The following is a 22,256-nucleotide window of genomic DNA, read 5'->3' as shown; positions in this document are numbered from 1 at the left end:
TGAGTCGGAGCGCATGTTCACACCTCGTACCCCCAGAATCGTCGCGGCCCGGCGCCTGCAGCGCCGCAGGGACCGCGACCAGACCGGCCGATTCCTCGCCGAGGGCCCGCAGGCCGTCCGCGAGGCCCTCGCCGCCGGCGCCGTGCTGGAGCTCTTCGGCACCGGCGAGGCGCTGACCCGGTACGCCGACCTGGCCGCTCTGGCCCCCGAGGTCTCCCCGGTCACCGACGAGGCTCTCGCCGCGCTGACCGAGACCGTTCACCCGCAGGGCCTCGTCGCGATCTGTGAGCAGACCGACGTGCCGATCACCGAGGCGCTCGCCAAGCAGCCCCGGCTCGTCGCGGTGGTCGCCGAGATCCGTGACCCGGGCAACGCCGGCACCGTGCTGCGGACCGCCGACGCGGCCGGCGCGAGCGCGGTGATCTTCGCGGGTGACGCGGTGGATCCGTACAACGGCAAATGTGTACGGGCGTCGGCCGGCTCACTGTTCCACGTGGACGTCGTCCGATCACCGCTGTCGGTGATCGAGCTGCTGCAGGACACCGGCCTCCAGGTGCTGGCCACCAGCGGCACCGGCGAGGACGACGTGGACTCGCTGCTCGACGGCGGCCAGCTGGACGCGCCGACCGCGTGGCTGTTCGGCTCGGAGGCGCACGGCCTGCCCCCTTCGTTGATCGCGTCGGCTGATCGCCGGGTCCGGGTGCCGATCTACGGGGGCGCCGAGAGCCTGAACCTGGCCGCGGCCGCCGCCGTGTGCCTATATGCTTCGGCCCGCGCGCAACGCTGAGGGTAAAGTGGGGCGCATGTCAGGTCTTCTTCTGTTTATCCAGCCCGCTGGTCGCGGGCTGCAGATCTGACTTCTCTGCGCTCTCTCTGACCGGCGGGCTGCGGCCCAGCCGCGCCTCTCTAGACTGCCCTGTGGCAAATCCGGTGTGAGGGAGACCATGTCCTACCGCAACGATCCGTACGATCCGAAGCAGGCCGTCCTGCTGGCGCCCGAGTCCCTTGAGGGCGCTGTCGCCGAGGCGGAGAAGGCGTTCGCCGCTGCCACCGACCTCGACGCCCTCGCCGCTCTGAAGCCCGCCCACCTCGGTGACCGCTCGCCGATCTCGCTGGCCCGCCGGGAGATCGGCTCGCTGCCACCGGCCGCGAAGTCCGACGCCGGCAAGCGGGTCAACGTGGCCCGGCAGGCCGCGCAGGCCGCGTACGACGCCCGCGCCGCCGAGCTCACGGCCGACCGCGCCGCCCGCGTCCTGGTCGAGGAGCGCGTCGACGTCACCCTGCCGTGGACCCGCCGCCCGCGCGGCGCCCGGCACCCCCTCACCACGCTCATGGAGCACATGGGCGACGTGTTCATCGGGATGGGCTACGACATCGTCGACGGTCCCCAGCTGGAGCTGGAATGGGCCAACTTCGACGCCTTGAACATCGGGCCGGACAACCCGGTGCGCGGCTCCGCCGACACGTTCTTCGTGGACCTTCCCGGCCTGGTGATGCGGACGCACACGTCGCCCGGCCAGGTGCGGACGATGCTCACCCGGCAGCCGCCGATCTACGTGGTCAGCCCCGGCCGTGCCTACCGCACCGACGAGCTGGACGCCACGCACAGCCCGGTCTTCCATCAGATCGAGGGCCTGGTCATCGACGAGGGCATCACGATGGCCCACCTGCGCGGCACGCTCGACCACTTCGCGAAGGCGATGTTCGGGCCGGACGCGCGGACCCGGTGGCGGCCGCACTACTTCCCGTTCACCGAGCCGTCCGCCGAGTTCGACGTCTGGTTCGCGCAGCACCGGGACGGGCCGCGCTGGGTCGAGTGGGGTGGCTGCGGCATGGTCAACCCGCGGGTTCTCACCGCGTGCGGCATCGACCCCGCACGGTACAGCGGGTTCGCGTTCGGCATGGGTGTCGAGCGGACCCTGATGTTCCGCAACGGCGTCTCCGACATGCGCGACATGGTCGAGGGCGACGTGCGGTTCACCACGAACTTCGGAATGGAGTCCTGAAGCGATGAAGACGTCACTGTCGTGGCTGCGCGAGTACGTCGAGCTGCCCGCCGGGATCACCGCTTCGGAGCTGGACACCGCGCTGACCAACCTCGGCATGGAGGTCGAGGGCATCGTCGACGCGGCCGCCACCGTCACCGGTGACCTGGTCGTCGGCCGTGTCCTCACCATCGAGGAGCTGACCGGTTTCAAGAAGCCGATCCGCTTCACCACCGTCGACGTCGGCCGGGAGGCTCCGCAGGAGATCGTCTGCGGCGCGCGGAACTTCGCCGAGGGCGACCTCGTCGTGGTCATCCTCCCCGGTGGCGAGCTGCCGGGCGGCTTCAAGATCGGTGCGCGGAAGACGTACGGCCGGAACTCGAACGGCATGATCTGCTCAGCTGCCGAGCTAGGCCTGTCCGGGGACCACTCGGGCATCATCGTGCTGCCCGCGTCCTCCGATGCGGCGCCCGGTCAGGACGCGCGGCCGGTCGTCGGCCTCGACGAGGTGCTGATCGAGGTCGAGATCACGCCGGACCGCGGCTACGAGATGAGCGTGCGTGGCATCGCGCGCGAGCTCGCCACGTACTTCGGTGTGCCTTTCACCGACCCGGCTCTCCGGGATGCTCCGGGGAAGACCGCCGGCGTGCCGTGGGAGATCACGATCGAGGACACCGTCGGCTGCGACCGGTTCGCCGCTCGTGTGGTCCGCGGTGTCGACCCGGACGCCGCGTCTCCGGAGTGGATGCAGCGCCGCCTCGTCGCGGCCGGTATCCGGACCATCTCGCTGCCGGTCGACATCACCAACTACCTGATGCTCGAGCTCGGCCAGCCGATGCACGTCTTCGACCTGAACCGGCTCAAGGGCGGCCTGGTCGTACGCCGGGCGCACCCGGGCGAGAAGCTGACCACCCTGGACGGCGTGGCCCGCGTGCTCGACGCCGAGGACATGGTGATCTGCGACGAGACCGGCCCGATCTCGCTCGCCGCCGTGATGGGCGGCGAGACCAGCGAGTGGCAGGAGGGCACGGTCGACGTCCTCCTGGAGGCCGCCCACTGGGATCCGATCATGGTGGGCCGCACCGCGCGCCGGCACAAGCTGTTCAGTGAGGCCGCCAAGCGCTGGGAGCGGGGCGTCGACCCGCAGCTGGCGCTGGTCGCGCTGCAGCGGGCCGTCGAGATCCTCACCACGCACGCCGGCGGAACGGTCGACGAGCGGGTCCTGGACATCAACCACGTGGTGCCGCCGCAGGTCGTCCGGCTCCCCGCGTCGTTGCCCACCTCGATCATCGGCCTTTCGTACTCCTCCGCCGACGTGGCCGCGCTTCTGACCACGATCGGCTGCGACGTCACCGGGGAGGACGAGCTCGAAGTCGTGCCGCCGTCCTGGCGTCCCGACCTGCTCGCCCCGATCGACCTGGTCGAGGAGGTGGCCCGGCTCGGCGGTTACAACAACATCCCGAGCGTGCTGCCGCCCGCGCGCAGCAGCAACGGCCTCACCCCGGCGCAGCGCCAGCGTCGTTCGATCGGGCGCGCGCTCGCCGAGAACGGGTACGTCGAGGTGCTGTCCTACCCGTTTGTCGCGCCGTCCACGGCCGACACGCTCGGTCTCGCGGCGGACGACCCCCGGCGCAGCGCGGTCCGGCTCACCAACCCGCTGTCCGAGGAGGAGCCGCTGCTGCGTACGTCGCTGCTCGCGCCCCTGCTCGGCACCCTCAAGCGGAACCTGGGCCGGGGACGCCGCGACGTGGCGCTCTTCGAGACCGGCACGGTCTTCCTGCCGCACCTCACCGCCGCCGCTCCGCCGGTGCTGAGGGTCGACCGCCGTCCCACCGAGGACGAGTGGACCGCCGCCAACGCGATCGTCCCCGAGCAGCCGTGGCACCTCGCCGTCGTGCTGACCGGTGACGTCGAGCCGGCCGGCTGGTGGGGTGACGGCCGCGCGGCCGGGTGGGCGGACGCCGTCGAGGCGGCGCGCATCGCGGTCTCGGCGGCGGGCATTCCCGCTTCGCGGATCTCCGTACGAGCGGGGGAGCGTGCGCCGTGGCACCCCGGACGCTGTGCCGAGATCCTGGTCGACGGCGTGGTGATCGGTCACGCCGGCGAGCTGCACCCCGCTGTGGTGGCCGCGTTCGACCTGCCCAAGCGGACCTCGGCCGCCGAGATCGACCTGGACGCGCTGCCCGCCGCCCCGGTCGTCGACGCGGTGCGGATCTCCACGTTCCCGGCCGCGCTGATCGACGTGGCGCTGGTTCTGGACCGGGCGGTCCCGGCCGCCGAGGTGCAGGCCGCGCTCGCCGAGGGTGCGGGGGAACTGCTGGAGTCGGTGACGCTCTTCGACGTGTACGAGTCGGAGCAGCTCGGCGGGGACAAGCGCTCGCTGGCCTACAAGCTGACGTTCCGTGCCCCGGACCGGACCCTCACCTCCGAGGAGACCATCGCGGCCCGGGACGCGGCGGTGGCCGTGACGGCGTCCCGCTTCGGAGCCGTCCTCCGCGGCGCCTAGATCGACGGGCGGGGGTCTCCGGGCCCCCGCCCCCCGGTCAGTTCCCCGGTCAGCTCCCGGGTCGCGGGGCCGCCGCCGGGCTGCGGTATCCGTCCTCGCCGACGGCCCGGACTCCGAAGAAGACGTTGTCCTTGGACAGGTCGATCGTCACCTCGCTGACCTTGCCCACCTTGACGACGTGCTGCCAGTCCGGCGCTGTCGTCTCCCGCCAGACCACCTCGTAGCCCGCCAGGCCGGCCTCGGTCCCGAGCTGCCAGCGCAGCGTCGTCTCGTTGGTCAGCTGCGTGGTGTCGATGACGACGCCGCGCGGGGTGCCCGGCGCCTGGGCGAGCGACCAGAGCGCCGCCGCGTTCACCCGGGCGACCCGGGCGATGTAGGTGAAGTCGCAGAACTCGACCAGGTCGCCGTACTGGATGCCGTTCTCGATCCGGACGTTCTGGTGCTCGTGCGCGAAGTTCTCCCGGGGCTCGGTGAAGCGGCCGGCCGGGTACCCGCGCAGCAGGAACGAGATGTGATCACTGCCGCGCAGGTAACGGTCGCGGCGCCAGACGACCCGGACGTCGGTCCCCTCCGGCTCGACGTCCTTCACGAACCGGCCCAGCTGCCGGGACGGGCCGTCGTTCTCGCCGCCGACGCTCCTGCGGACGTTCGCCTCGGCCGCGGTCTCCGAGGTGGGCACCCCTTCGACGAAGAGCCGCACCTGCCGGTTCGCGGGCCGGGTGCCGTCGTGGGCGTCGCCGGTCCCCACGATGTCGTTACTGAACATGCCTTGTACGTCGGCGCCGGCGTCCTTGAACACCTGAGCCATGTGATCGGAGCCGTAGAGCCCCTGCTCCTCACCGGCCACGGCGGCGAAGACCAGCGTGGCAGCGGACTCACGAGTGGCCAGCACCCGGGCCAGCTCCATGATCACAGCGACCCCGGAGGCGTCGTCGTCGGCGCCCGGCGCGTCGCTCACGGCGTCCATCACGTCGGAGGCGCGGGAGTCGTAGTGGCCGGTCACCACATAGATCCGCTCCGGCTCGCTGCTGCCCCGCAGGGTGGCGATCACGTTGGTGATCGTGGTGGGCGCCGGCACCCGGGGCGAGACGGGCTGCACGAACGACTGCGACTCGACGGTCATCCTTCCCGCCGACGGCGCCGCGTACCCCTGAAGGGTCTTGAAGATCCAGTCGCGGGCAGCGCCGATGCCGCGCACCGGATCATCCTGCGACGAGAGGGTGTGCCGGGTCCCGAACGCGGCGAGCCGGCGCACGGTCGCCTCGATCCGCTTCGGGTCGATCTCCCGGAGAACGGCCCTGAGCTGCGCATCGGGCTTGTTTCGCGGAATGCCGGACGCCTGCGTCGCGCTCGGCACGGCCAGTGGCGCCGCAGCGGCCGCTGCTGACAGGGAGAGAACGGTACGCCGAGTAGACATAGCCGGAAGTCTATGCCTTGCGATTGCGGACGCGTCCTGTCCTGATTCGCGCGTAGCGTCGCCGGCATGACGACACCGCAGGGCTACACCACCGTCGCGCCGTGGGTGGTCACCGACGACACCGGCGCCTTCCTCGACTTCGTGACCGGGGTCTTCGCCGGTGAGGAACTGGCCCGGGTGCTCACCGAGGACGGCTTGATCGGCCACGGCGAGGTTCGGGTCGGCGACACCGTCGTCCTCGCCTTCGACCGGCGCCCGGACTGGCCCGTCATGCCGAGCCTGCTGCGCGTCTTCGTCCCGGACGCCGACGCGGCCGTCGACCGGGCCGTGGCCGCCGGCGCCCGGGTGGTCACCGAGGTCGCGGACGACGCGTTCGGCAGCCGGGGCGGCCGGATCCGTGACCCGTTCGGCAACATCTGGTGGGTGATGAGCCGGGTCGAGGACGTCGCCGAGGACGAGATGTGGCGCCGCCTCGCCGAACCGGCCTACGCCGCGGGCATGCGCCGGGCCCAGGAGACCCTCGACGCCGAACTCAGCGGCCGGGCCGAGGGCCGTAGCAGCACACCGGTCAATCCGGTGGAAGCAGTGCTGGCGGCCGTCGCCCGGGACGACCGGGCAGCGCTGGTCCAGCTCCTGCACCCCTACCTGCACTGGACCGAGGGCGGCCGCACGATCCGGGGCCGCAAGAACGTCCTCGCGCGCTTCGCGGACGGCCCGCCACCCGAGCCCGCGGCGTCGATCGAGCTGAGGGACGCCCAGATCTACCGCTGGGCGGCGCCGTCCTCATCGAGGTGAGCGGGCCGCCGCCCCAGATGAGAGTCGCTCATGGTGGCCGCACTGTACGAAGTGTTCTCAGCCGACTATCTCGACCGGCGTGCCGGCCCGGGGGCGGCCGAAGGTCTCCGCTGCGCTGCCGCCCCGGGCCAGGAGCTCGTAGAACGTGCGGTTGTTCCAGCCCGAGCTGCCCGGGGCGAACGACATCGTGCCGGCGGGGACCTCGAAGACACCGTCGCTGACCGTCGCGAGGGCCTCGGTCCCGCCGATCCGGACCCGGATCACCGAGCCGGTCGGTGCGGGCGGCGCGTCCCAGGTGGTCTTGATGTTGCCGTAGCCGTCGGTGTAGGCCACCGCCTGCTTCGGCGGCGGGCCGACCGGCAGTTCCTCCCCGAGCAGCGCGTCGTCGCCGTGGGCCAGGGCGGCGAGAGCGGCCGGGAAGACGTCGCGGGAACGGAACTGGGAGCCGTGGTCGGCCGCGTCGACGGCGCGGATCGTGACGCCCTCGGCGGCGAGGAAGGAGAGGCTGGCGCCGGAGTTCACCCCGACGACGAGAACACCGGAGTCGAGGCGGGCCGCGGCCAGGCGCTCGCCCGCGTTCTTCGCCCGGGGCTCGTCACGGTCGCGGCGTGGGGCGACGTTGGCGTAGACGATCCGGCCGGCCGGGCCGTCGCCGAACGCGAGCTGGGCCACGCAGAAACCGGCCGCGACCGTGTCGAACGCGGGCACCGGCACGGTGGTGACGTCGGCCTCCGGCAGCAGGAGGGCGAGTCGCTGGCGGACCTCGGCGAACGCGAGATCCCCGGTGCCGTAGTCGGCGACGACGGTGAGCAGCATGAAACGAAGGTTACTCCGATTTGACCCTGTTTGCCCGAAGTAGCCGACGGGCGTGATCGCGTTCGCCGGCGTTCACCCGCGCACACCCCGACGAGATCATCTCCCAGTCGCCGCCGGCCAGCGCCTCGTCGATCCGGGAACGCACGAGATCAACCCGGTCGGGCTCGGTGGCGAAGAGGACCCGCAGGTGGAGCCGGCCGTCCTCGGTGCGGGCGGCGGTGTGGTGCGGCGCGAGCGGGCACGGTGGCTCGTGCTCCCAGTGGCCGCAGAGCGCCGTCGTGATCGCTGCGCCCGGCGCCGTCTGGCTGGAGGAGTCGAGGATCGCCTGATGGACGTAGACCTGCCGCATGCGAGCAACGGTAGCTCTAGTCGATGGTGTGGCCGCCGTTCACGGTGATCCGCTCGCCGGTCACGAAGCGTGCGGCGTCGGAGCAGACGAACGCGACGACGTCGGCGATGTCCTGCGGGGTGCCGATGCGGCCGAGGGGCACGTCGGCGACATATCCGGATACGTCGGCGTCGCCGTGCCGCTCGACCGGGATCCAGCCCGGCGCCACGACGTTGACCGTGACGCCATGAACGCCCAGCTCGCGAGCCCACGTCCGGGCCAGGCCGATCTGCGCGCCCTTCGCCGCGTTGTAGGCGGACGCGCCCGGGATGGCCCGCTCGAACGAATCCGAGCCGATGTGGACGAATCGCCCGCTCCCGAGCTCCCGCATCCCCGGGAGGGCGGCCGCGAGCAGCAGCGTCGGGCTCTTCACGAAGAACTCCAGCTGGTCGAGGTGGTCACGCCAGGTGACATCCTCGGCCGCCGCGGCCGGCTGCGGACCGGTCGCGTTGGCGATCACGGCCTGCACCGGGCCCAGCTGATCGGAAGTGGCCGCGACCAGTGCCCGTACATCCGCCTCGTCGGTGATGTCGGCGCGCAGGGCCGCAGCCTTCCCGCCCTGCGCGAGGATCTCCTCGGCCACGCGTTCGGCGCCGTCGGCGTCGGAGCGATAGTTGATCGCGACCGGCCATCCGTCAGCGGCGAGACGGCGGGCGATGTGGGCGCCGAGCCCACGCGAGGCCCCGGTGACGAGAGCGCTTCCCAAGATCGGCACAGGGGTAAGGTACAGCGCTCAGCGCGAGATGTAGAGCCGCTGGCCGGCCGGCCGGAAACCGACACGCTCGTAGACGCGCCAGGAGTCCTCGCCGCCCGCCTCCAGCCAGGCGATCTCGATGCCGCGCGCGAAGATCCGCTCGGTCAGCCGGGCGGTGATCGCCTGGCCGAGCCCGCGCCCGCGGAAGGGCTCGCGGACGCCGATGCCGCCGATCTCACTGGTCCCCTGCTGCGGCGGCATGGCCTGCCCGCCGCCCGCGCACTGGTCGTCCTCGGTCACGGCGGCCAGGGCGATGCCGCCACTCTCCTGGTTGTGGCGCAGGCGGGCCACATCGGTCTCGGACGCCTGCGGCGCCTCACCGAACGCCTCATTGGTGGCCGCGCGCAGGGCGGCCCGGTCCGGGTCGGTGGTGGGTTCCTTCAACCGCAGACCGGGGGGTACGGGGGAAGCCGTCACGAACGCCGGGGTACAGATCAGGTACTCCTGGCGTGCCTCGACCGTGAAACCGCTCGCGAGCAGGAGATCCTCGAGTTCGGGGGCGGTGCTCGTGACGTACTCGAGCCGGGGTTTGCGCCTCGCCTCGGTGAACGCCGCGATCAGGGCCTCCACATCGGCGACGGTGATCTTGGCGTCGGGCTGCGGGGTCGCGTAGTTGACCCACGGGCTGTCGGTGTCCGGGTCCAGGCCCGCCACGAACGGGCCGACCTCGGTGGCCTGCGGCCGGGTGCGGAGATGGGACACGACGGAGAGTTGAATGCGCTGATCCATTGGCGCGAAGGTGTCAGGACCGCCGATCCCCGCGCAACCGGTTTTCGAGACTCCGGCGCGGGCCGGCCGCCTGCACGGTCCGCACCGGAGTCGTGTCTCACTGTGGTGCACCGCGGCGCTGATGTCCATGACCGTCGATGTGTGCGGATTTTTTGTCGTATCGGCTCGCTAGGGTTCCGCCCATGCTTTCGTTCGCGATCCCGTCCGCGTGGCGCCGGTTCGTGCTGCCGCGTCGCGCCGACTCCCCGGCGGCGCCCCCGGTGCAGGCAGCGAAGGTGCGGCACGCCGCCGAGCTGCTGACCGCCTTCCACGGCGACGTGCTCTCCTCGTTCGGGCATCGCAAGACGCCGGGCGACATCGCCGAGGAGGGCCGGGCCTATCTCGCCGGAGATCCGGCGGCGACCCCGCTCGGCGCGGCCGCCGTGGTCCAGGCGATCTCCGGTGTGCTGGGCTGGGCGCGGCTCGACGAGCTGCAGGCCTTCGGCGACCACTGGCGCGACCGGCACGGCCTCGCGTTCGCCGCCGCCGCGACGGCGCAACTCGCGGCGCTCTACCCGGGCGAGTTCGCGGTCAGCCGGCCGATCACCCGGGGCGTGCCCGAGCGCGACGCCACCGGCTATTCGACGGCTCTGGCCGTCAAGATCGCATACCGGCTGCGGGTCGCCGTGGCGGCCGCCTCCCCGGAGGACTACGCCCAGGTCGTCGCGGCGCTGGCGGCCGTCCGGGAGGAGTCGCTGCCGCAGCGCACCGTCATCTCGGTGATGGCTCCCGACGAGACGGGCTGGGCCGAGGAGATCATCAGCCGGGTCCTGACCCGCCACCACGTGCCGGCGCTCAAGCTGACGCTGCTGACCGTGGTCGCCGACGGTGACCTCGCGCTGCGCCTCGCCGAGCAGACCAGCGTCTATCAGGCGACCCACGACTCGCAGATCCTCTACACGTTCGTCGCCGGCGTCGGCGACGCCGCCGTTCCCGCGCTGGTCCACTGGTTCGACGAGCAGGGCAGCGCCGACGGGCAGAAGAAGCTGCTCGCCGTGCTCGCCACGATCGGCACCGACGAGGCGTTCGCCGCCCTGGTCGAGCGGCTCGACCGGCCGCAGGTGGCGGGCGCGATCGCCGACGTGTCCGCCCGGCATCCGGAGCGCGCGCTGCGGGTGCTCGCCGGCTCCGAGCGTCCCGCCGCCGTGCGGCTGCTGCGCACGCAGGCGGTCAGCCGGTTGGACCTCGCCGCCGAGGTCCGCGGGCGCCTCGACGGCGAGGCCGGCGAGCGCCTCGACGCCGTCCTCTCGTCGCTGGGCACGGCCGCGGCCGGCAGCGCCGACCCGGCCGACCTGCCGTCCGTCCTGACCGACCCGCCGTGGATCACCCCGGTCACCCGGAAACCGCTGGTCGTGACCGGTCTCGCCGCCGGCGATCCGGTGCGGGTCGGGTGGCGGGAGGGTGAGCGGGAGTCCTGGGGGCAGAGCTCGTGGGCCCGCAGGCACGGCGGCTCGCACGACTTCGCCGCGACGGCCGCCAAGCTCGGCACGCCGGGGGCCGACAAGTGGGACGAGCTCTACTTCTTCCTGGTCGGGCCGGACGATCTGACGATCCCCGCGATCGAGCGCTGGACGCCCCGCGACGTCTGGGGGATCGACGACTGGGGCCGGGCGCTGCTCGCCCGCTATCAGGCCGCCGCGGTCCCGGCCCTGGTCGACTGCGCGCGGCGGGCCCCGGTCAGCGCCGCGCCGATCCTCGCGCCGGTCACCTCTCCCGAGGTGGCGCTGCTGATGGCCGGCTGGCAGCAGCGCCTGCGCTCGGTCCGCAAGATCGCTGCCGCCTGGCTGGCCCGGCATGCCGATGCCGCCACCCGGGCGCTGGTGCCGGTCGCGGTCGGCCCGGTCACCGGGAAGGCCGCGGCGACGCGCGCCGACGCCGAGGACGGCCTGCGCGAGCTCGCCGCGATGGGGCATGCCGATGGCGTGCGCGCGATGGCCGCGACCCTCGGCGCCGAGACCGTGGCCGCGGTCGAGGAGATCCTGGCCGTCGACCCGCTGACGATCCTGCCCAAGGTCATTCCCTCTCTCCCGGAGTGGGCCAACCCGGCGCTGCTGCCCCCGGTCCGGCTCACCGGCGGGCGCGGCACGCTTCCCGCCGACGCGGTCGCGCACCTGCTCACCATGCTGGCGATCTCCCGGGTCGGCGCGCCCTATCCGGGCCTGGCCGTGGTCGCCGCCGCCTGCGAGCCGGCCGACCTGGCCGAGTTGGCCTGGCAGCTGTTCACCGAGTGGCGCGAGGCCGGCCACCCGGCGAAGCAGAACTGGGCGCTCGACGCGCTCGGCCTGCTCGGCGACGACGAGACGGTCCGCCGGCTCGCCCCGGTCATCCGTGCCTGGCCCGGCGAGGGCGGCCATGCCCGCGCGGTCGCCGGCCTCGACGTGCTGGCCGAGATCGGGACGAGCGTCGCCTTGACGTACCTCTACGGCATCTCGCAGAAGGTGAAGTTCAAGGGCCTCAAGGAGCGCGCCCAGGAGAAGATCACCGAGCTGGCGGCAGCGCTCGGGCTCAGCGCCGACGAGCTGGCCGACCGGCTCGTGCCGGACCTCGGGCTGGACGCCGGCGGCAGTCTCGTCCTGGACTACGGCCGGCGGCGGTTCACGGTCGGCTTCGACGAGCAGCTCAAGCCGTTCGTGGCCGACGCGGCGGGCAAGCGGCTCAAGGCCCTGCCGAAACCGGGAGCCCAGGACGATGCGGTGCTCGCTCCGGAGGCGTACCGGAAATTCTCCGCTCTGAAGAAGGACGTCCGGGCCATCGCCGCCGACCAGGTGCGCCGTCTCGAACGGGCGATGGTGGATCAGCGGCGCTGGACCGGGGCCGACTTCCAGCAGTTCTTCGCCGGGCATCCGCTGATGCGTCACCTGGTGCGCCGGCTGGTCTGGTTCCGCTACGCCGAGTCCGCCGGGGTGCGGCTCGCCGAGGACGGCACGTTCGCCGATGTGGACGACGAGACGGTGGTGCTCGGCGACGACGATCAGATCGGCGTGGCACATCCGCTGCGGCTCGGCGACTCGCTCGCGGCGTGGGCCGGGGTCTTCGCCGACTACGAGATCCTGCAGCCGTTCCCGCAGCTCGGCCGGGAGGTCGAGGCGCTCACGCCGGAGCAGGTGGAGGAGCGTCTCGGTCAGGGCTTCCTCGGTGTCCGGGTGCCGACCACCACGCTGCTGGGGCTGGAGCGCCGGGGCTGGCAGCGCGGTGCGCCGCAGGACGCCGGCGTACAGGGATGGTTCGAGAGGGACGTGCCCGGCGGTCTCACCCTGGTCGTCGACATCGACCCAGGCATCGCCGTCGGCGCCCTCGACGTGCTCCCCGAGCAGAGGATCGTCGAGGTCTACGTGGATGATCGCCACGGCCACCGGACCTACCAGCGCCGCGCGAGCAGCCGCCTCCGCGAGCTCGACCCGATCGTCGCCGCCGAGGCGCTGCGCGATCTGAAAGAGGTGCTCTCGTGACCCAGACCGTCTTCTCCGGGGTGGACGACCCGTCGGCCGGGCGCGCCCAGCGGCCGCCGGCCGAGGTGCGGTTCGCCGACGAGCTGGCCCGGCTGCGGGCCGCCGACGACGCGCCGAAGCCGCCGGGGTGGGCGCTGAGCCTGCGGGCGGCCCGGGCGTTCATCGTCGGCGACGCGAAGCTCGGCGTGGCCCGCAAGTTCGTCGGCGACCCGTCGCTGATCGACAGGGCCCTGGTCAGCCTCGCCACCAGCCGCGGCCTGCTCCTGGTCGGCGAGCCCGGCACGGCCAAGTCGCTGCTGTCCGAGCTGCTCGCGGCGGCGGTGAGCGGCGACTCGACCCTGACCATCCAGGGCGGGGCGGCCACCACCGAGGACCAGATCAAGTACTCGTGGAACTACGCACTGCTCGTCGCCGAGGGGCCGACCGAGCGGTCGCTGGTGCCGGCGCCACTGCTGCGCGGCATGGCACAGGGCCGGACCGTGCGGTTCGAGGAGATCACCCGGTGTCCGCTGGAGGTGCAGGACTGCCTGCTCTCCCCGCTCTCCGACCGGGTCATGGCGGTCCCCGAGCTGCCCGGCGACGCCGGCATGGTCTTCGCCCGGGACGGCTTCAACATCATCGCCACGGCGAACACCCGGGACCGCGGCGTCAACGACATGAGCTCGGCGCTGAAGCGGCGGTTCAACTTCGAGACGGTCTTCCCGATCGGCGATTTCGACACCGAGCTCGACCTGGTCGAGTCCGAGGCGGCCGAGCTGCTGCGCCGATCCGGGGTGACCGCGCCGCCACGGCGGGACGTCCTGGAGGTCCTGGTCACCACGTTCCGCGAACTGCGAACGGGACGCACCGCCCGCGGCGACGAGATGGAACGGCTCTCCTCGGTGATGAGCACCGCCGAGGCGGTGTCGGTGGCGCACGCGGTCGGGCTGCGCGGGTGGTTCCTCGACGGCGCTCCGGGCTCGGTCAGCGACCTGGTCTCCTGCCTCGCCGGCACCGCCGCCAAGGACAACGCGGACGACCTCGCCAAACTGCGGCGCTACCTCGAACAGCACACCGCGTGGCGGACCGGTCCGCAGTGGCGTGAGCTGCGGGAGGCACGCCGGGAGTTGCCGGGCGGATGAACCTCACCGTCCTCGGGGTCCGGCACCACAGCCCGGCCTGCGCCCGCCTCGTCGGCGACACGATCGCCGCGCTGAGACCGGCGTTCGTGCTGATCGAGGGCCCGGCCGACATGAACGACCGGATCGGTGAGCTGCTGCTCGGCCACGAGCTGCCGGTGGCGGTCTTCACCAGCTACGCGGACGATCAGAGGCGGCACGGGTCGTGGGCGCCGTTCTGCGCGTACTCGCCGGAGTGGGTGGCGCTCACCGCCGGCCGGGAGGCCGGTTCCGAGCTGCGGTTCATCGACCTGCCGGCCTGGCACGAGGCGTTCGCCGACCGCAGCAACCGGTACGCGGACGCCGAACAGCGGTACGCCGAAGCCGTCGAGCGGCTCTGCGTGACGTTCGGCGTGGACAACACCGACGCGCTCTGGGATCACCTCGTGGAGATGGATCCGGGGGACGGGCTGGCCGAGCGGCTCGCAGCATATTTCGACCTGATCCGTGGCGAGGCTTCGGCGGGACCGTCGGACACGGCTCGGGAGGCGTACATGGCCGGGTGGGTCCGGGCCGCCGTGCGGGAGGCCGGTGATCGCCCGGTGGTGGCGGTGGTCGGAGGTTTCCACCGGCCCGCGGTGCTGCGCCTGTCCTCCTCACCGGCGGACGCGGACGATTGGCCCGCCGTTCCCCGGCCGCCGGACACCGCCACCGGCGGCAGCTACCTCGTTCCCTACTCGTTCCGGCGGCTCGACGCGTTCGCCGGATACCAGTCGGGGATGCCGTCCCCGGCGTACTACCAGCGGCTCTGGGAGGACGGACCGGCCGCGGCAGCGCGCTACCTGGTGACCGCCGTCGCCGGTCGGCTGCGGGAGCGCGGGCAGCCGGTCTCCACGGCCGACCTGATCGCCGCCAGGACCAGCGCCGAGGCGCTCTCCCGGCTGCGCGGGCACGACCAGCCGGCCCGGGTCGACGTGCTCGACGGCCTGGCCGCCGCGCTGATCAACGAAGCTCTGGACGTCCCTCTGCCCTGGTCGGTGCGGGGCGCCATCACGGCCGGGCAGCATCCGGCGGTCGTCGAGATGACGGCGGTCCTCAGCGGCGACCGGGTCGGCCGGCTGCATCCGGACACCCCGCTGCCACCGCTCGTCCACGCGGCCACCGCCGAGCTGGAACGGCACGACCTCGACCGGCCCGGCGACCGTGATCTCGACCTGCTCGACACCGCGGCCCGGGACCGCAGCCGGGTGCTGCACCGGCTGCGGGTGCTGGACGTGCCCGGATTCCAGCGGGTGTCCGGCCCGGCGACCGGCATCGACCCGGTCCTCGCCGAGAAGTGGACGATCCGCACCGATGAGGACCGCCTGGTCGCGCTGATCGAGGCGGGAGGATATGGCCCCACCCTCGAGGCCGCCGCCACCGCGAAGATCGGTCAGCGGGTCGACGAGGCCGGCAACGACCTCGGACGGCTCGCCGACGCCCTCTTCGACGCCGCGCTCTGCGGGGTCACCTCCTTCACCGGCGACCTGCCGGCCCGGCTCGAACGCGGTGTCGCAGCCGGCAACGACCTCGGCGAGCTGGGCCGGGTCCTCGCCGTGACCCTCGCCCTGTGGCGGCACGACCGGCTGCTCGGCACGTCCGGCAGCGAGCTGCTCGGCGCGGTGATCGCCGGCGCGTGCCGGCGGATCCTCTGGCTGGCCGAGGGCTGGCACGGCGCGGGCCTGCCCGCCGACCTCCCGCGGATCCGGGCGGTGGTGGCGGTGCGGGACGCCGTCCGGCACGCGTCCGGCACCGGGGTGGACCGGGCGCTCGCGGTCGCCGTCGCCGAGCGGGTCGCAGCCGAGCGGGCCGCGCCGCCGGACCTGCGCGGCGCCTTCTACGGCCTGGCCCGGGTGCTGTCCGGCGACGACGCCGACCCCGCTTTCGCAGTGCGCGGCGCGTTCGCAGGCGGCGCGGCCGGCGACTGGCTGGCCGGGCTGTTCGCGGTGGCGCGGGAGACGGTGCTCGCGGCCGGCGGCATCCTCGGCGTGCTCGACGAGCTGGTGCGCGGCATCGGATCCCACGAGTTCCTGGTGGCGTTGCCGGCGCTGCGGCAGGCGTTCGAGTTCTTCCCGCCGCGTGAGCGGGCCACGCTCGCCGAGCGGTTGCTGGAGATGCGCGGTCTCGGCGGCTCCGGACGTGACCTGCTCCGGACCACCGTGCCGCCGGAGGTCGTGGCGGCGGGGATGGCGCTCGACGAGGCGGTCGAGCAGCGGATGGCGCTCTTCTTCCCGGGGGAACAGCGGTGACGGATCCAGGGCTCGAACGGTGGCGGCTGATCCTCGGCGAACCGGCCGACGGTTCGCTCGGCTCGCTCGGCGGTGAGTCGGCGGGGCGGGACGCGGCGCTCGACTGGCTCTACGGCCGCGACGAGGAACTCGATCGGCGGGACATCCGGCGGCAGGGCGGGCCCGGCGCCTCCCGGCTGACCACGGTGGACTGGCTGGACGACATCGTGAAACTCTTCCCCAAGGAGACGGTGGAGCGGCTGCAGCGCGATGCCGTCGAACGCTACGAGGTGCACGACATCGTCACCGACCCCGAGGTCCTGCAGCGGGTCGAACCCAACCCGGCGCTGCTGCGGGCCGTGCTGCGGACGAAGCACCTGATGAACCCCGAGGTCCTGCGCCTGGCCCGGCGGCTCGTCGAAGCGGTGGTCAGCGACCTGACCGAGAAACTCGCGACCGAGGTGCGGCGCAGCTTCTCCGGTGCCCGGGCCCGGCAGTCCACCCGGTTCAAGCAGGCGCGCGACTTCGACGCGCGGCGCACGATCCGGGCGAACCTCGGCCGCTACGACCCGGAGAGCCGGCGGCTGTCCGTGGAGACGCCGTACTTCCTGGCACGCAACCGCCGGCACCTCGCCCCCTGGCAGGTGATCCTGCTGGTCGACCAGTCCGGCTCGATGCTGCCGTCGGTGATCCACTCGGCGGTCACGGCGGCCTGCCTGTGGGGGCTGCCCGGCGTGAAGACGCACCTGATCGCCTTCGACACCGAGGTGGTCGACCTGACGTCGGACGTCAACGACCCGGTCGAACTGCTCATGAAGACCCAGCTCGGCGGCGGCACCGACATCGCGCGGGCAGTGCGGTACGCGGCCCAGCTCGTCGAACAGCCCCGCCGCACGATCGTCGCGATCGTCAGCGACTTCTTCGAGGGCGGTTCGGAGGCGGCGCTGGTCCGCTCGGTGCGGGAACTGGTCGACCAGGGCAGCACCGTGCTCGGCCTGGCGGCCCTCGACGAACAGGCCGATCCGGCGTACGACCGGGGGTGCGCTCAGCGGCTCGCGGACGCGGGCGCGTGGATGGGCGCGATGACACCGGGCCAGCTGGCCGAATTCGTGGCGGAGAAGGTGGGCCGATGAGCTTCGTCGTCACGGACCGAGCGGATCTTCTGGCGCTCGACGCCGACGCGCTGGCGGCGCTCGCCAACCGCGGTCTCGTGAAACGGGCGGCGCGGGAGGTGGAGCGCGAACCACCCACGTTGTCGGCGGGCGACGATCAGGTGGTCGTGGCCCTGTTCGCGGACGGGGTCCGGACCGAGTTGCCTGTCGGTGGCCTCGACCGGGGGACCTGCTCGTGTGGGGCGACCACCGTGTGCCGGCATGTGATCGGGCTGGTGCTGGCGTATCAGGCGGCTGCTCCTTCATCGCCGTCCCCTTCTTCTCTGGCCCCTTCGTCGCTGGCTCCGGCGTCGCCGGATTCGGATTCGGATTTGCCGATCTTGGATGGTCGTGCTGCGGGACCGGGTGCGGAGTGGTCGCCGGGGGCGTTCACCGATGAGCAGGTCGTGGCCCGGATCGGTAGCCGGCTCGTCACCGCTGCCCGGCGAGCCGAACGAGCGGGGTACTCGGCCCGGATCAGGCGGGGAACCGTTCCCGTCGTGGAGCTGGCCTCCGCCACGGTGCGGTTCCTGGTGCCGGGCGATCTCGGTTACGTGCACACCGACGCGCGGGCCGGCGCCCGGGACGACGTCATCGCGCTGGCCGTGTGGGCGTTCCGGGCCGCCGACCTGCACCATCCCGGCGAGGCGGAGTGCCTCGTCGACGTGGGCGGTTCCGGTTCGGCGCCGACCGGGAGCGGTACCGGCCTCGAACCCGTACTGGAGTTCGCCGCCGACGTACTGCGCTTCGGAGCCGTCCACGCCGGCGAGGGCCTGGCCGCGGCGGTCGCCGGCCATCTGGGCAGGCTGGAACGGGCCGGTCTGCGCTGGCCGTTCGACGCCACCACCGAACTCGCCGACCAGCTGGCGGGCTATCGGGAGCGCAGTGCCCGCTACTCCCCGGAAACCCTCGCCGACCTGATCGCCGAACTCTTCGCCCGCCACCGCGCAGTCCTCGCGGCCGCCGTTTCGAGCGCGACGCCCGCCGTTTCGAGCGCGACGCCCGCCGTTTCGAGCGCGACGCCCGCCGTTTCGAGTGCGACGCCCGCAGTTTCGAGCGCGACGGCGGAGCCCGAAGCGCCCGCCGCCGGGATGTTCACCGAAGTCATAGGCGAAAGCGCCTCCGCCGATCGCGCGGCGAGTGGCGAGTCCTCGGCCGCCGACGAGGGGACCGCCGATGAGGGGACAAAAAGCGTAAAAGGCAAGGTCACGAACAGCGGCGCGGCGGTGAGCCGGGGCGGCTCGGCGGTGGCTGGTAGCGGCTCGGCCGTGAGTCCGGGCGGGGTGGCTGCGGGTTCGGGCGTGGTGGCTGCGGGCGTGGTGGCCGCGAGTCCGGGCGTGGTGGCTGCGGGTTCCGGCGGTGCGGCCGTGAGTCCAGGTGCGGTGGCTGCGGGTTCGGGCGGGGTGGCCGTGAGTCCAGGCGGGGTGGCTGCGGGTTCGGGCGGCGCGGCCGTGAGTCCGGGCGTGGTGGCTGCGAGTCCGGGGGTGGTGGCTGCGGGTTCGGGCGTGGTGGCTGGTGGCGGGTCGGGCGTGGTGGCTGGTGGTGGCAGGGGGAAGGTTGGTGGTGGGCTCCGGGCGAGGGTTCTCGGCACGGAGGAGTCGGCGGAGACGCCGCTGCGGCGGGTTCGGCTTGATGGGATCGGGGCTCGGGTCAGGGCTGTCGACGACCGGCGGATTGTGGAGATCTTTCATGCTCAGGCGGCTACCGGGGTGGTCCTCGTGTCGCAGCGGGAGTGGACGACGGACGAGGACGGGCCGGCGATCGCCAAACGGCGTGTGGGTGGGGGCACCGTCGGGGCGCTCGCGGCCGGGGTGGTCGTCACCGAGTCTGCCGTGCGGAGTGCCAGCCGGGCGGTGCGGCTCGCCACGAGCCGGGTGGCACGGTCGACGGTCACGGTCGGGGCGGGAGCGTGGGACCGGTTGCCGCCAGGGCTGCTCGTGACCGATTACGCACAGCTGAGGGTTGAGCTTGACGCGCTGCCGCCGCGGCCGGTGCGGGCGCGGGTGCGTGCCGAGCTGGTCCGGGTGCTGGCCGTCGCGGAGGTCGGCGGTTTCCACTACGAGCCGGGGGAGCAGCGGCTCACCGTGGAGATCCGGGACGTGAACGGGAATGCCGCCACGGTCGCGACCACGCACGCCGCCGTCGCGCCGGGCCGGGTCGACGCGGTGGTCGCAGCGTTCTCCGGGAAGCACGGAACACCGCGGTACGTGGCCGGTGCCGTGCACCGCGGCGGTAGGAAACTGGTCGTCGACCCGTACGGAATCCTCGCTGATGGACCACCCATCGTGCCGGACCTGGCCGATAAAGATCAGGATGCCGCCCGGCTGGTCCCGGATGTGAGTCCGGGGGATCCGCTCGCCGAAGCGGTGACGCAGGCCGCCGCCGTGCTGGCCGAGGCGGCGCACACCGGGCTGGCGCACCTGCCCGGCGGCTACCCGGACCGGCTGGCCGAGGCACGGAACCGGCTCGCGCGCGTGGGCCTGCATCGGGTGGCGGTGGCCCTGGACAGTCTTGCCGCGGTGCTCGGGCCGGATCCGGGCGAGGCCGCCGTGACCGCCTGGGCCGACGCCCGGATCCGGGTCGGAATGGTGGGTGAACTCTTATGAGTTAATCGACAATCGTCTCTTCATGGGCGCCTCTGGTACGGTGCCCCGATGCTCTCGACTGCCCCCCAGCCGAGCTCCACCGTCAATTCCCGGAATAGTGAGAACGGAGCGGCGCTACCCTCCCTCACCGGCCTCCGATGGGTCGCGGCGTTTCTGGTCTTCGGCTTTCACCTGTGCCTTGTCGAATACTTCTCGCCCGGTCCCGAGGCCCGCCTGATCACGGCGGTCTTCCGTCCTGGATCGGTCGGGGTGTCGTTCTTCTTCGTTCTCTCCGGATTCGTACTGATGTGGGCCTGCCCCCGCACCGGATTCCGGAAGTTCTGGTGGCGGCGATTCGCGCGCGTCTACCCGTTGCACATCGCCACCGCATTGCTCGTGGCTATTCTCCTGCTCACTTACCAACCGTGGGAATTGCCGTCACCCTGGGTGGCCGTGGCGAATGTCTTCCTGGTGCAGGCCTGGTCACCGGAGCTCTCCTACCTGCAGAGTCTCAACACGGTGAGCTGGACGCTGTCGGTGGAGGCGTTCTTCTATCTGGTGTTCCCGCTGCTCGCCCTCGGCATGACCCGGCTGGGCCGGCGCGGCATCATCGCGACCGGGGTGGGTGCGTGGGCGGTCACCACGTTCGGGCCGATGATCGGTCTGCTGGTCGCCGGCCGGGAGCAGGTCGACTGGTTCTTCCACTGGACGCCGATCGGCCGGCTGCCGGAGTTCGTGGCGGGTATCAGTCTCGCGCTGCTCATCCGGGTGTGGCGCCCGTCCCGCATCCGCACGATGTGGTGTGCGGCGGCGGTGCTCACGGTCGGCGGATATTTCCTCTCGATCCACGTTCCCAGCCCTTGGGGGTACGCGGCGTGCACCCTGCCGGGATTCGCCCTGCTCCTGTTCACCGCCGCCGTGGCGGACCTGTCGCGGCGCTGGACCCCATGGCGTAACCGCACGATGGTCCGGCTCGGCGAGTGGTCGTTCGCGTTCTACCTGGTGCACCTGCTGGTGGTCCGGCTGTTCGAGGTGACGATCGGGTACCACCCGAAGTTCCCGCCGGGTAAGGGGATCCTGCTGACGCTGGCGACGTTCCTGCTGTCGCTCGGCCTGGCCTGGCTGTTGCACGCGGTGGTCGAGCGCCCGGCCCGGACCGTCCTGCTACGGCGCCGCCGCCGGGCCCTCGCCTGACCGGCGCGCCGACCAGGCCGTCCACTCCGCCAGCCACTGGGTCTGCGCATCGGTTATGGCGCCCAGCCGGGCGTAGTCGGTCGGGCGCAGCCCCAGCCGGCGCCGCCAGGCGAGCTGGGCCGGGCGGCTCGGGACGTCCGGGCCGAGGCCGGTGGTGAAGAGCAGGACCTCGTTCACCGCCCGCTGCCGCAGCGTCTCGTCGATGCGGAACCACTCGGCCTCGGTGTGCAGGGTGGTCAGCTGGTTGAGCATGCCTTGCAGGGCGCGTTCCGCTTCCGGTTCCGGCTGGCCGGCGAGGTCGGCCTGGCGGCGAACGGCATCACGCCACAGCCGCCCCCAGTTCGCCGGGAGCCGGGGTGGCGGCCCGCCGTCGGTGAGCCAGTCGATGCGCTGCCGTTCGGAGCGGAGCACCTCCTCGACCAGGGCCCGATGCGGTTCGCCGGGGGTGGACGGCGCATCCTCCGCGGACGGCGGGATGAGCGCCGGCGGGGTCGGCACCACGGAGATCAGCTCGTCGATCTCGACCTGGTTCAGGGTGCGGACCGCCACCGGCGAGTGCCAGTCGTGCGCCACGACGCTGATCTCCACGTCGCGCAGCGAGCAGCGGACCGCCCACCAGCGGTCGCCGGCTCGCAGGCGGCGGCCGGCCACCGTGCGGCCGTCGACGGTGACGCTGCGATCGTCGCCGGTCCACTCGACCGACGAGAAGCGGTCGCCGTTCTGCCGCATGTGGTGCTCGAGGAGTTCGCGCAGCGGCCCGCCGGTGACCTGGGTGCCGGACCAGCGGGCGGTCTCCACGCTCACCCACGAGCTGGACGTGACCGGGTGGCCGTAGTCGACGCGGACGCAGGTGGCCGAGCCGTTGAACGTCTCCCAGCCGCCGAGCCGGGCCGGTGGCAGATCGGTCGCGCCGGCGAGGACCGCCACCGGGAGCGGACGTCTCCGCAGCGCCCGGCGGAGCTCGTCGCGGCTTGACCTGAGCAGGTCCTCGGCGCTGCTCAACGGATCGAACTCCATCGTGGCACCCCCTCACCCGCTGCCAGTGTGGCACCGGCGGTAAAGCCCGGCACGGCGAGCAGAAGCG

The 22,256-nt window shown here is 72.6% G+C and carries 16 protein-coding genes; 10 read left to right on the top strand and 6 right to left on the bottom strand.

Going from position 1 to position 22,256, the window contains the following annotated elements; translation table 11 throughout:
- The first annotated feature begins 13 nt into the window (after window positions 1–13).
- From EP757_RS01025 to pheT, 3 genes are all read left to right on the top strand, one after another.
- Window positions 14–787, top strand: coding sequence for an RNA methyltransferase (locus EP757_RS01025; protein ID WP_127542335.1), 774 nt, complete (start codon window positions 14–16; stop codon window positions 785–787).
- Between the two features lie 157 nt (window positions 788–944).
- Window positions 945–2,006 carry a phenylalanine--tRNA ligase subunit alpha gene (locus EP757_RS01020; RefSeq protein ID WP_127542334.1) on the top strand — a complete coding sequence of 354 codons (1,062 nt, stop codon included), beginning with the start codon at window positions 945–947 and terminating at the stop codon, window positions 2,004–2,006.
- 4 nt (window positions 2,007–2,010) lie between these two features.
- Window positions 2,011–4,491, top strand: coding sequence for a phenylalanine--tRNA ligase subunit beta (gene pheT / locus EP757_RS01015; RefSeq protein WP_127542333.1), 2,481 nt, complete (start codon window positions 2,011–2,013; stop codon window positions 4,489–4,491).
- Between the two features lie 49 nt (window positions 4,492–4,540).
- On the opposite strand, the gene EP757_RS01010 is transcribed toward pheT, so the two are convergent.
- Complete coding sequence (locus EP757_RS01010) at window positions 4,541–5,908, bottom strand: M28 family metallopeptidase (RefSeq protein ID WP_127542332.1); 1,368 nt, start codon at window positions 5,906–5,908, stop codon at window positions 4,541–4,543.
- Between the two features lie 66 nt (window positions 5,909–5,974).
- Between EP757_RS01010 and EP757_RS01005 the strand changes: the two genes are divergently transcribed.
- On the top strand, window positions 5,975–6,703 hold the full coding sequence (locus tag EP757_RS01005; protein ID WP_232050305.1) for a VOC family protein: 729 nt from the start codon (window positions 5,975–5,977) through the stop codon (window positions 6,701–6,703).
- Between the two features lie 57 nt (window positions 6,704–6,760).
- Here the strand turns inward: EP757_RS01005 and EP757_RS01000 are convergent, their stop codons facing one another.
- From EP757_RS01000 to EP757_RS00985, 4 genes are read right to left on the bottom strand one after another with little or no spacing between them, the layout of a single operon-like run.
- Window positions 6,761–7,519, bottom strand: coding sequence for an S-adenosyl-l-methionine hydroxide adenosyltransferase family protein (locus tag EP757_RS01000; RefSeq protein WP_127542331.1), 759 nt, complete (start codon window positions 7,517–7,519; stop codon window positions 6,761–6,763).
- 10 nt (window positions 7,520–7,529) lie between these two features.
- Window positions 7,530–7,868 (bottom strand): hypothetical protein, encoded by a 339-nt coding sequence (locus EP757_RS00995; RefSeq protein WP_127542330.1) that lies wholly within the window; start codon window positions 7,866–7,868, stop codon window positions 7,530–7,532.
- Between the two features lie 16 nt (window positions 7,869–7,884).
- Window positions 7,885–8,622 carry an SDR family oxidoreductase gene (locus EP757_RS00990; protein WP_232050304.1) on the bottom strand — a complete coding sequence of 246 codons (738 nt, stop codon included), beginning with the start codon at window positions 8,620–8,622 and terminating at the stop codon, window positions 7,885–7,887.
- A gap of 18 nt (window positions 8,623–8,640) precedes the next feature.
- Window positions 8,641–9,390, bottom strand: a complete 750-nt coding sequence (locus EP757_RS00985; RefSeq protein WP_127542329.1) for a GNAT family N-acetyltransferase — start codon at window positions 9,388–9,390, stop codon at window positions 8,641–8,643.
- A 182-nt stretch (window positions 9,391–9,572) separates the two neighbouring features.
- Here EP757_RS00985 and EP757_RS00980 point away from each other — a divergent pair, with 182 nt between their 5' ends.
- Genes EP757_RS00980 through EP757_RS00955 form a run of 6 tightly spaced genes read left to right on the top strand, consistent with a single transcriptional unit; the run spans window position 9,573 to window position 21,172 of the window.
- On the top strand, window positions 9,573–12,878 hold the full coding sequence (locus tag EP757_RS00980; RefSeq protein ID WP_127542328.1) for a DUF4132 domain-containing protein: 3,306 nt from the start codon (window positions 9,573–9,575) through the stop codon (window positions 12,876–12,878).
- A complete protein-coding gene (locus EP757_RS00975) occupies window positions 12,875–13,999 on the top strand; it encodes an AAA family ATPase (RefSeq protein WP_232050303.1) in 1,125 nt (374 codons plus the stop codon). Before EP757_RS00980 ends, EP757_RS00975 begins: the two co-directional genes overlap by 4 nt.
- Complete coding sequence (locus tag EP757_RS00970; RefSeq protein WP_127542327.1) at window positions 13,996–16,263, top strand: DUF5682 family protein; 2,268 nt, start codon at window positions 13,996–13,998, stop codon at window positions 16,261–16,263. The genes EP757_RS00975 and EP757_RS00970 overlap by 4 nt, the downstream gene beginning before the upstream one ends.
- Window positions 16,260–17,375 (top strand): VWA domain-containing protein, encoded by a 1,116-nt coding sequence (locus tag EP757_RS00965; RefSeq protein WP_127542326.1) that lies wholly within the window; start codon window positions 16,260–16,262, stop codon window positions 17,373–17,375. Before EP757_RS00970 ends, EP757_RS00965 begins: the two co-directional genes overlap by 4 nt.
- On the top strand, window positions 17,372–19,999 hold the full coding sequence (locus tag EP757_RS00960) for a hypothetical protein (RefSeq protein WP_127542325.1): 2,628 nt from the start codon (window positions 17,372–17,374) through the stop codon (window positions 19,997–19,999). The genes EP757_RS00965 and EP757_RS00960 overlap by 4 nt, the downstream gene beginning before the upstream one ends.
- Before the next feature lie 48 nt (window positions 20,000–20,047).
- A complete protein-coding gene (locus EP757_RS00955) occupies window positions 20,048–21,172 on the top strand; it encodes an acyltransferase (RefSeq protein ID WP_127542324.1) in 1,125 nt (374 codons plus the stop codon).
- Here the strand turns inward: EP757_RS00955 and EP757_RS00950 are convergent.
- A complete protein-coding gene (locus EP757_RS00950) occupies window positions 21,143–22,189 on the bottom strand; it encodes a hypothetical protein (protein WP_127542323.1) in 1,047 nt (348 codons plus the stop codon). The two genes, EP757_RS00955 and EP757_RS00950, sit on opposite strands and share 30 nt — an antisense overlap.
- Window positions 22,190–22,256: the final 67 nt, after the last annotated feature.

This window comes from Actinoplanes sp. OR16 (assembly GCF_004001265.1).
Lineage (GTDB): Bacteria > Actinomycetota > Actinomycetes > Mycobacteriales > Micromonosporaceae > Actinoplanes.
This window is presented reverse-complemented; position numbering and strand designations above follow the sequence as displayed.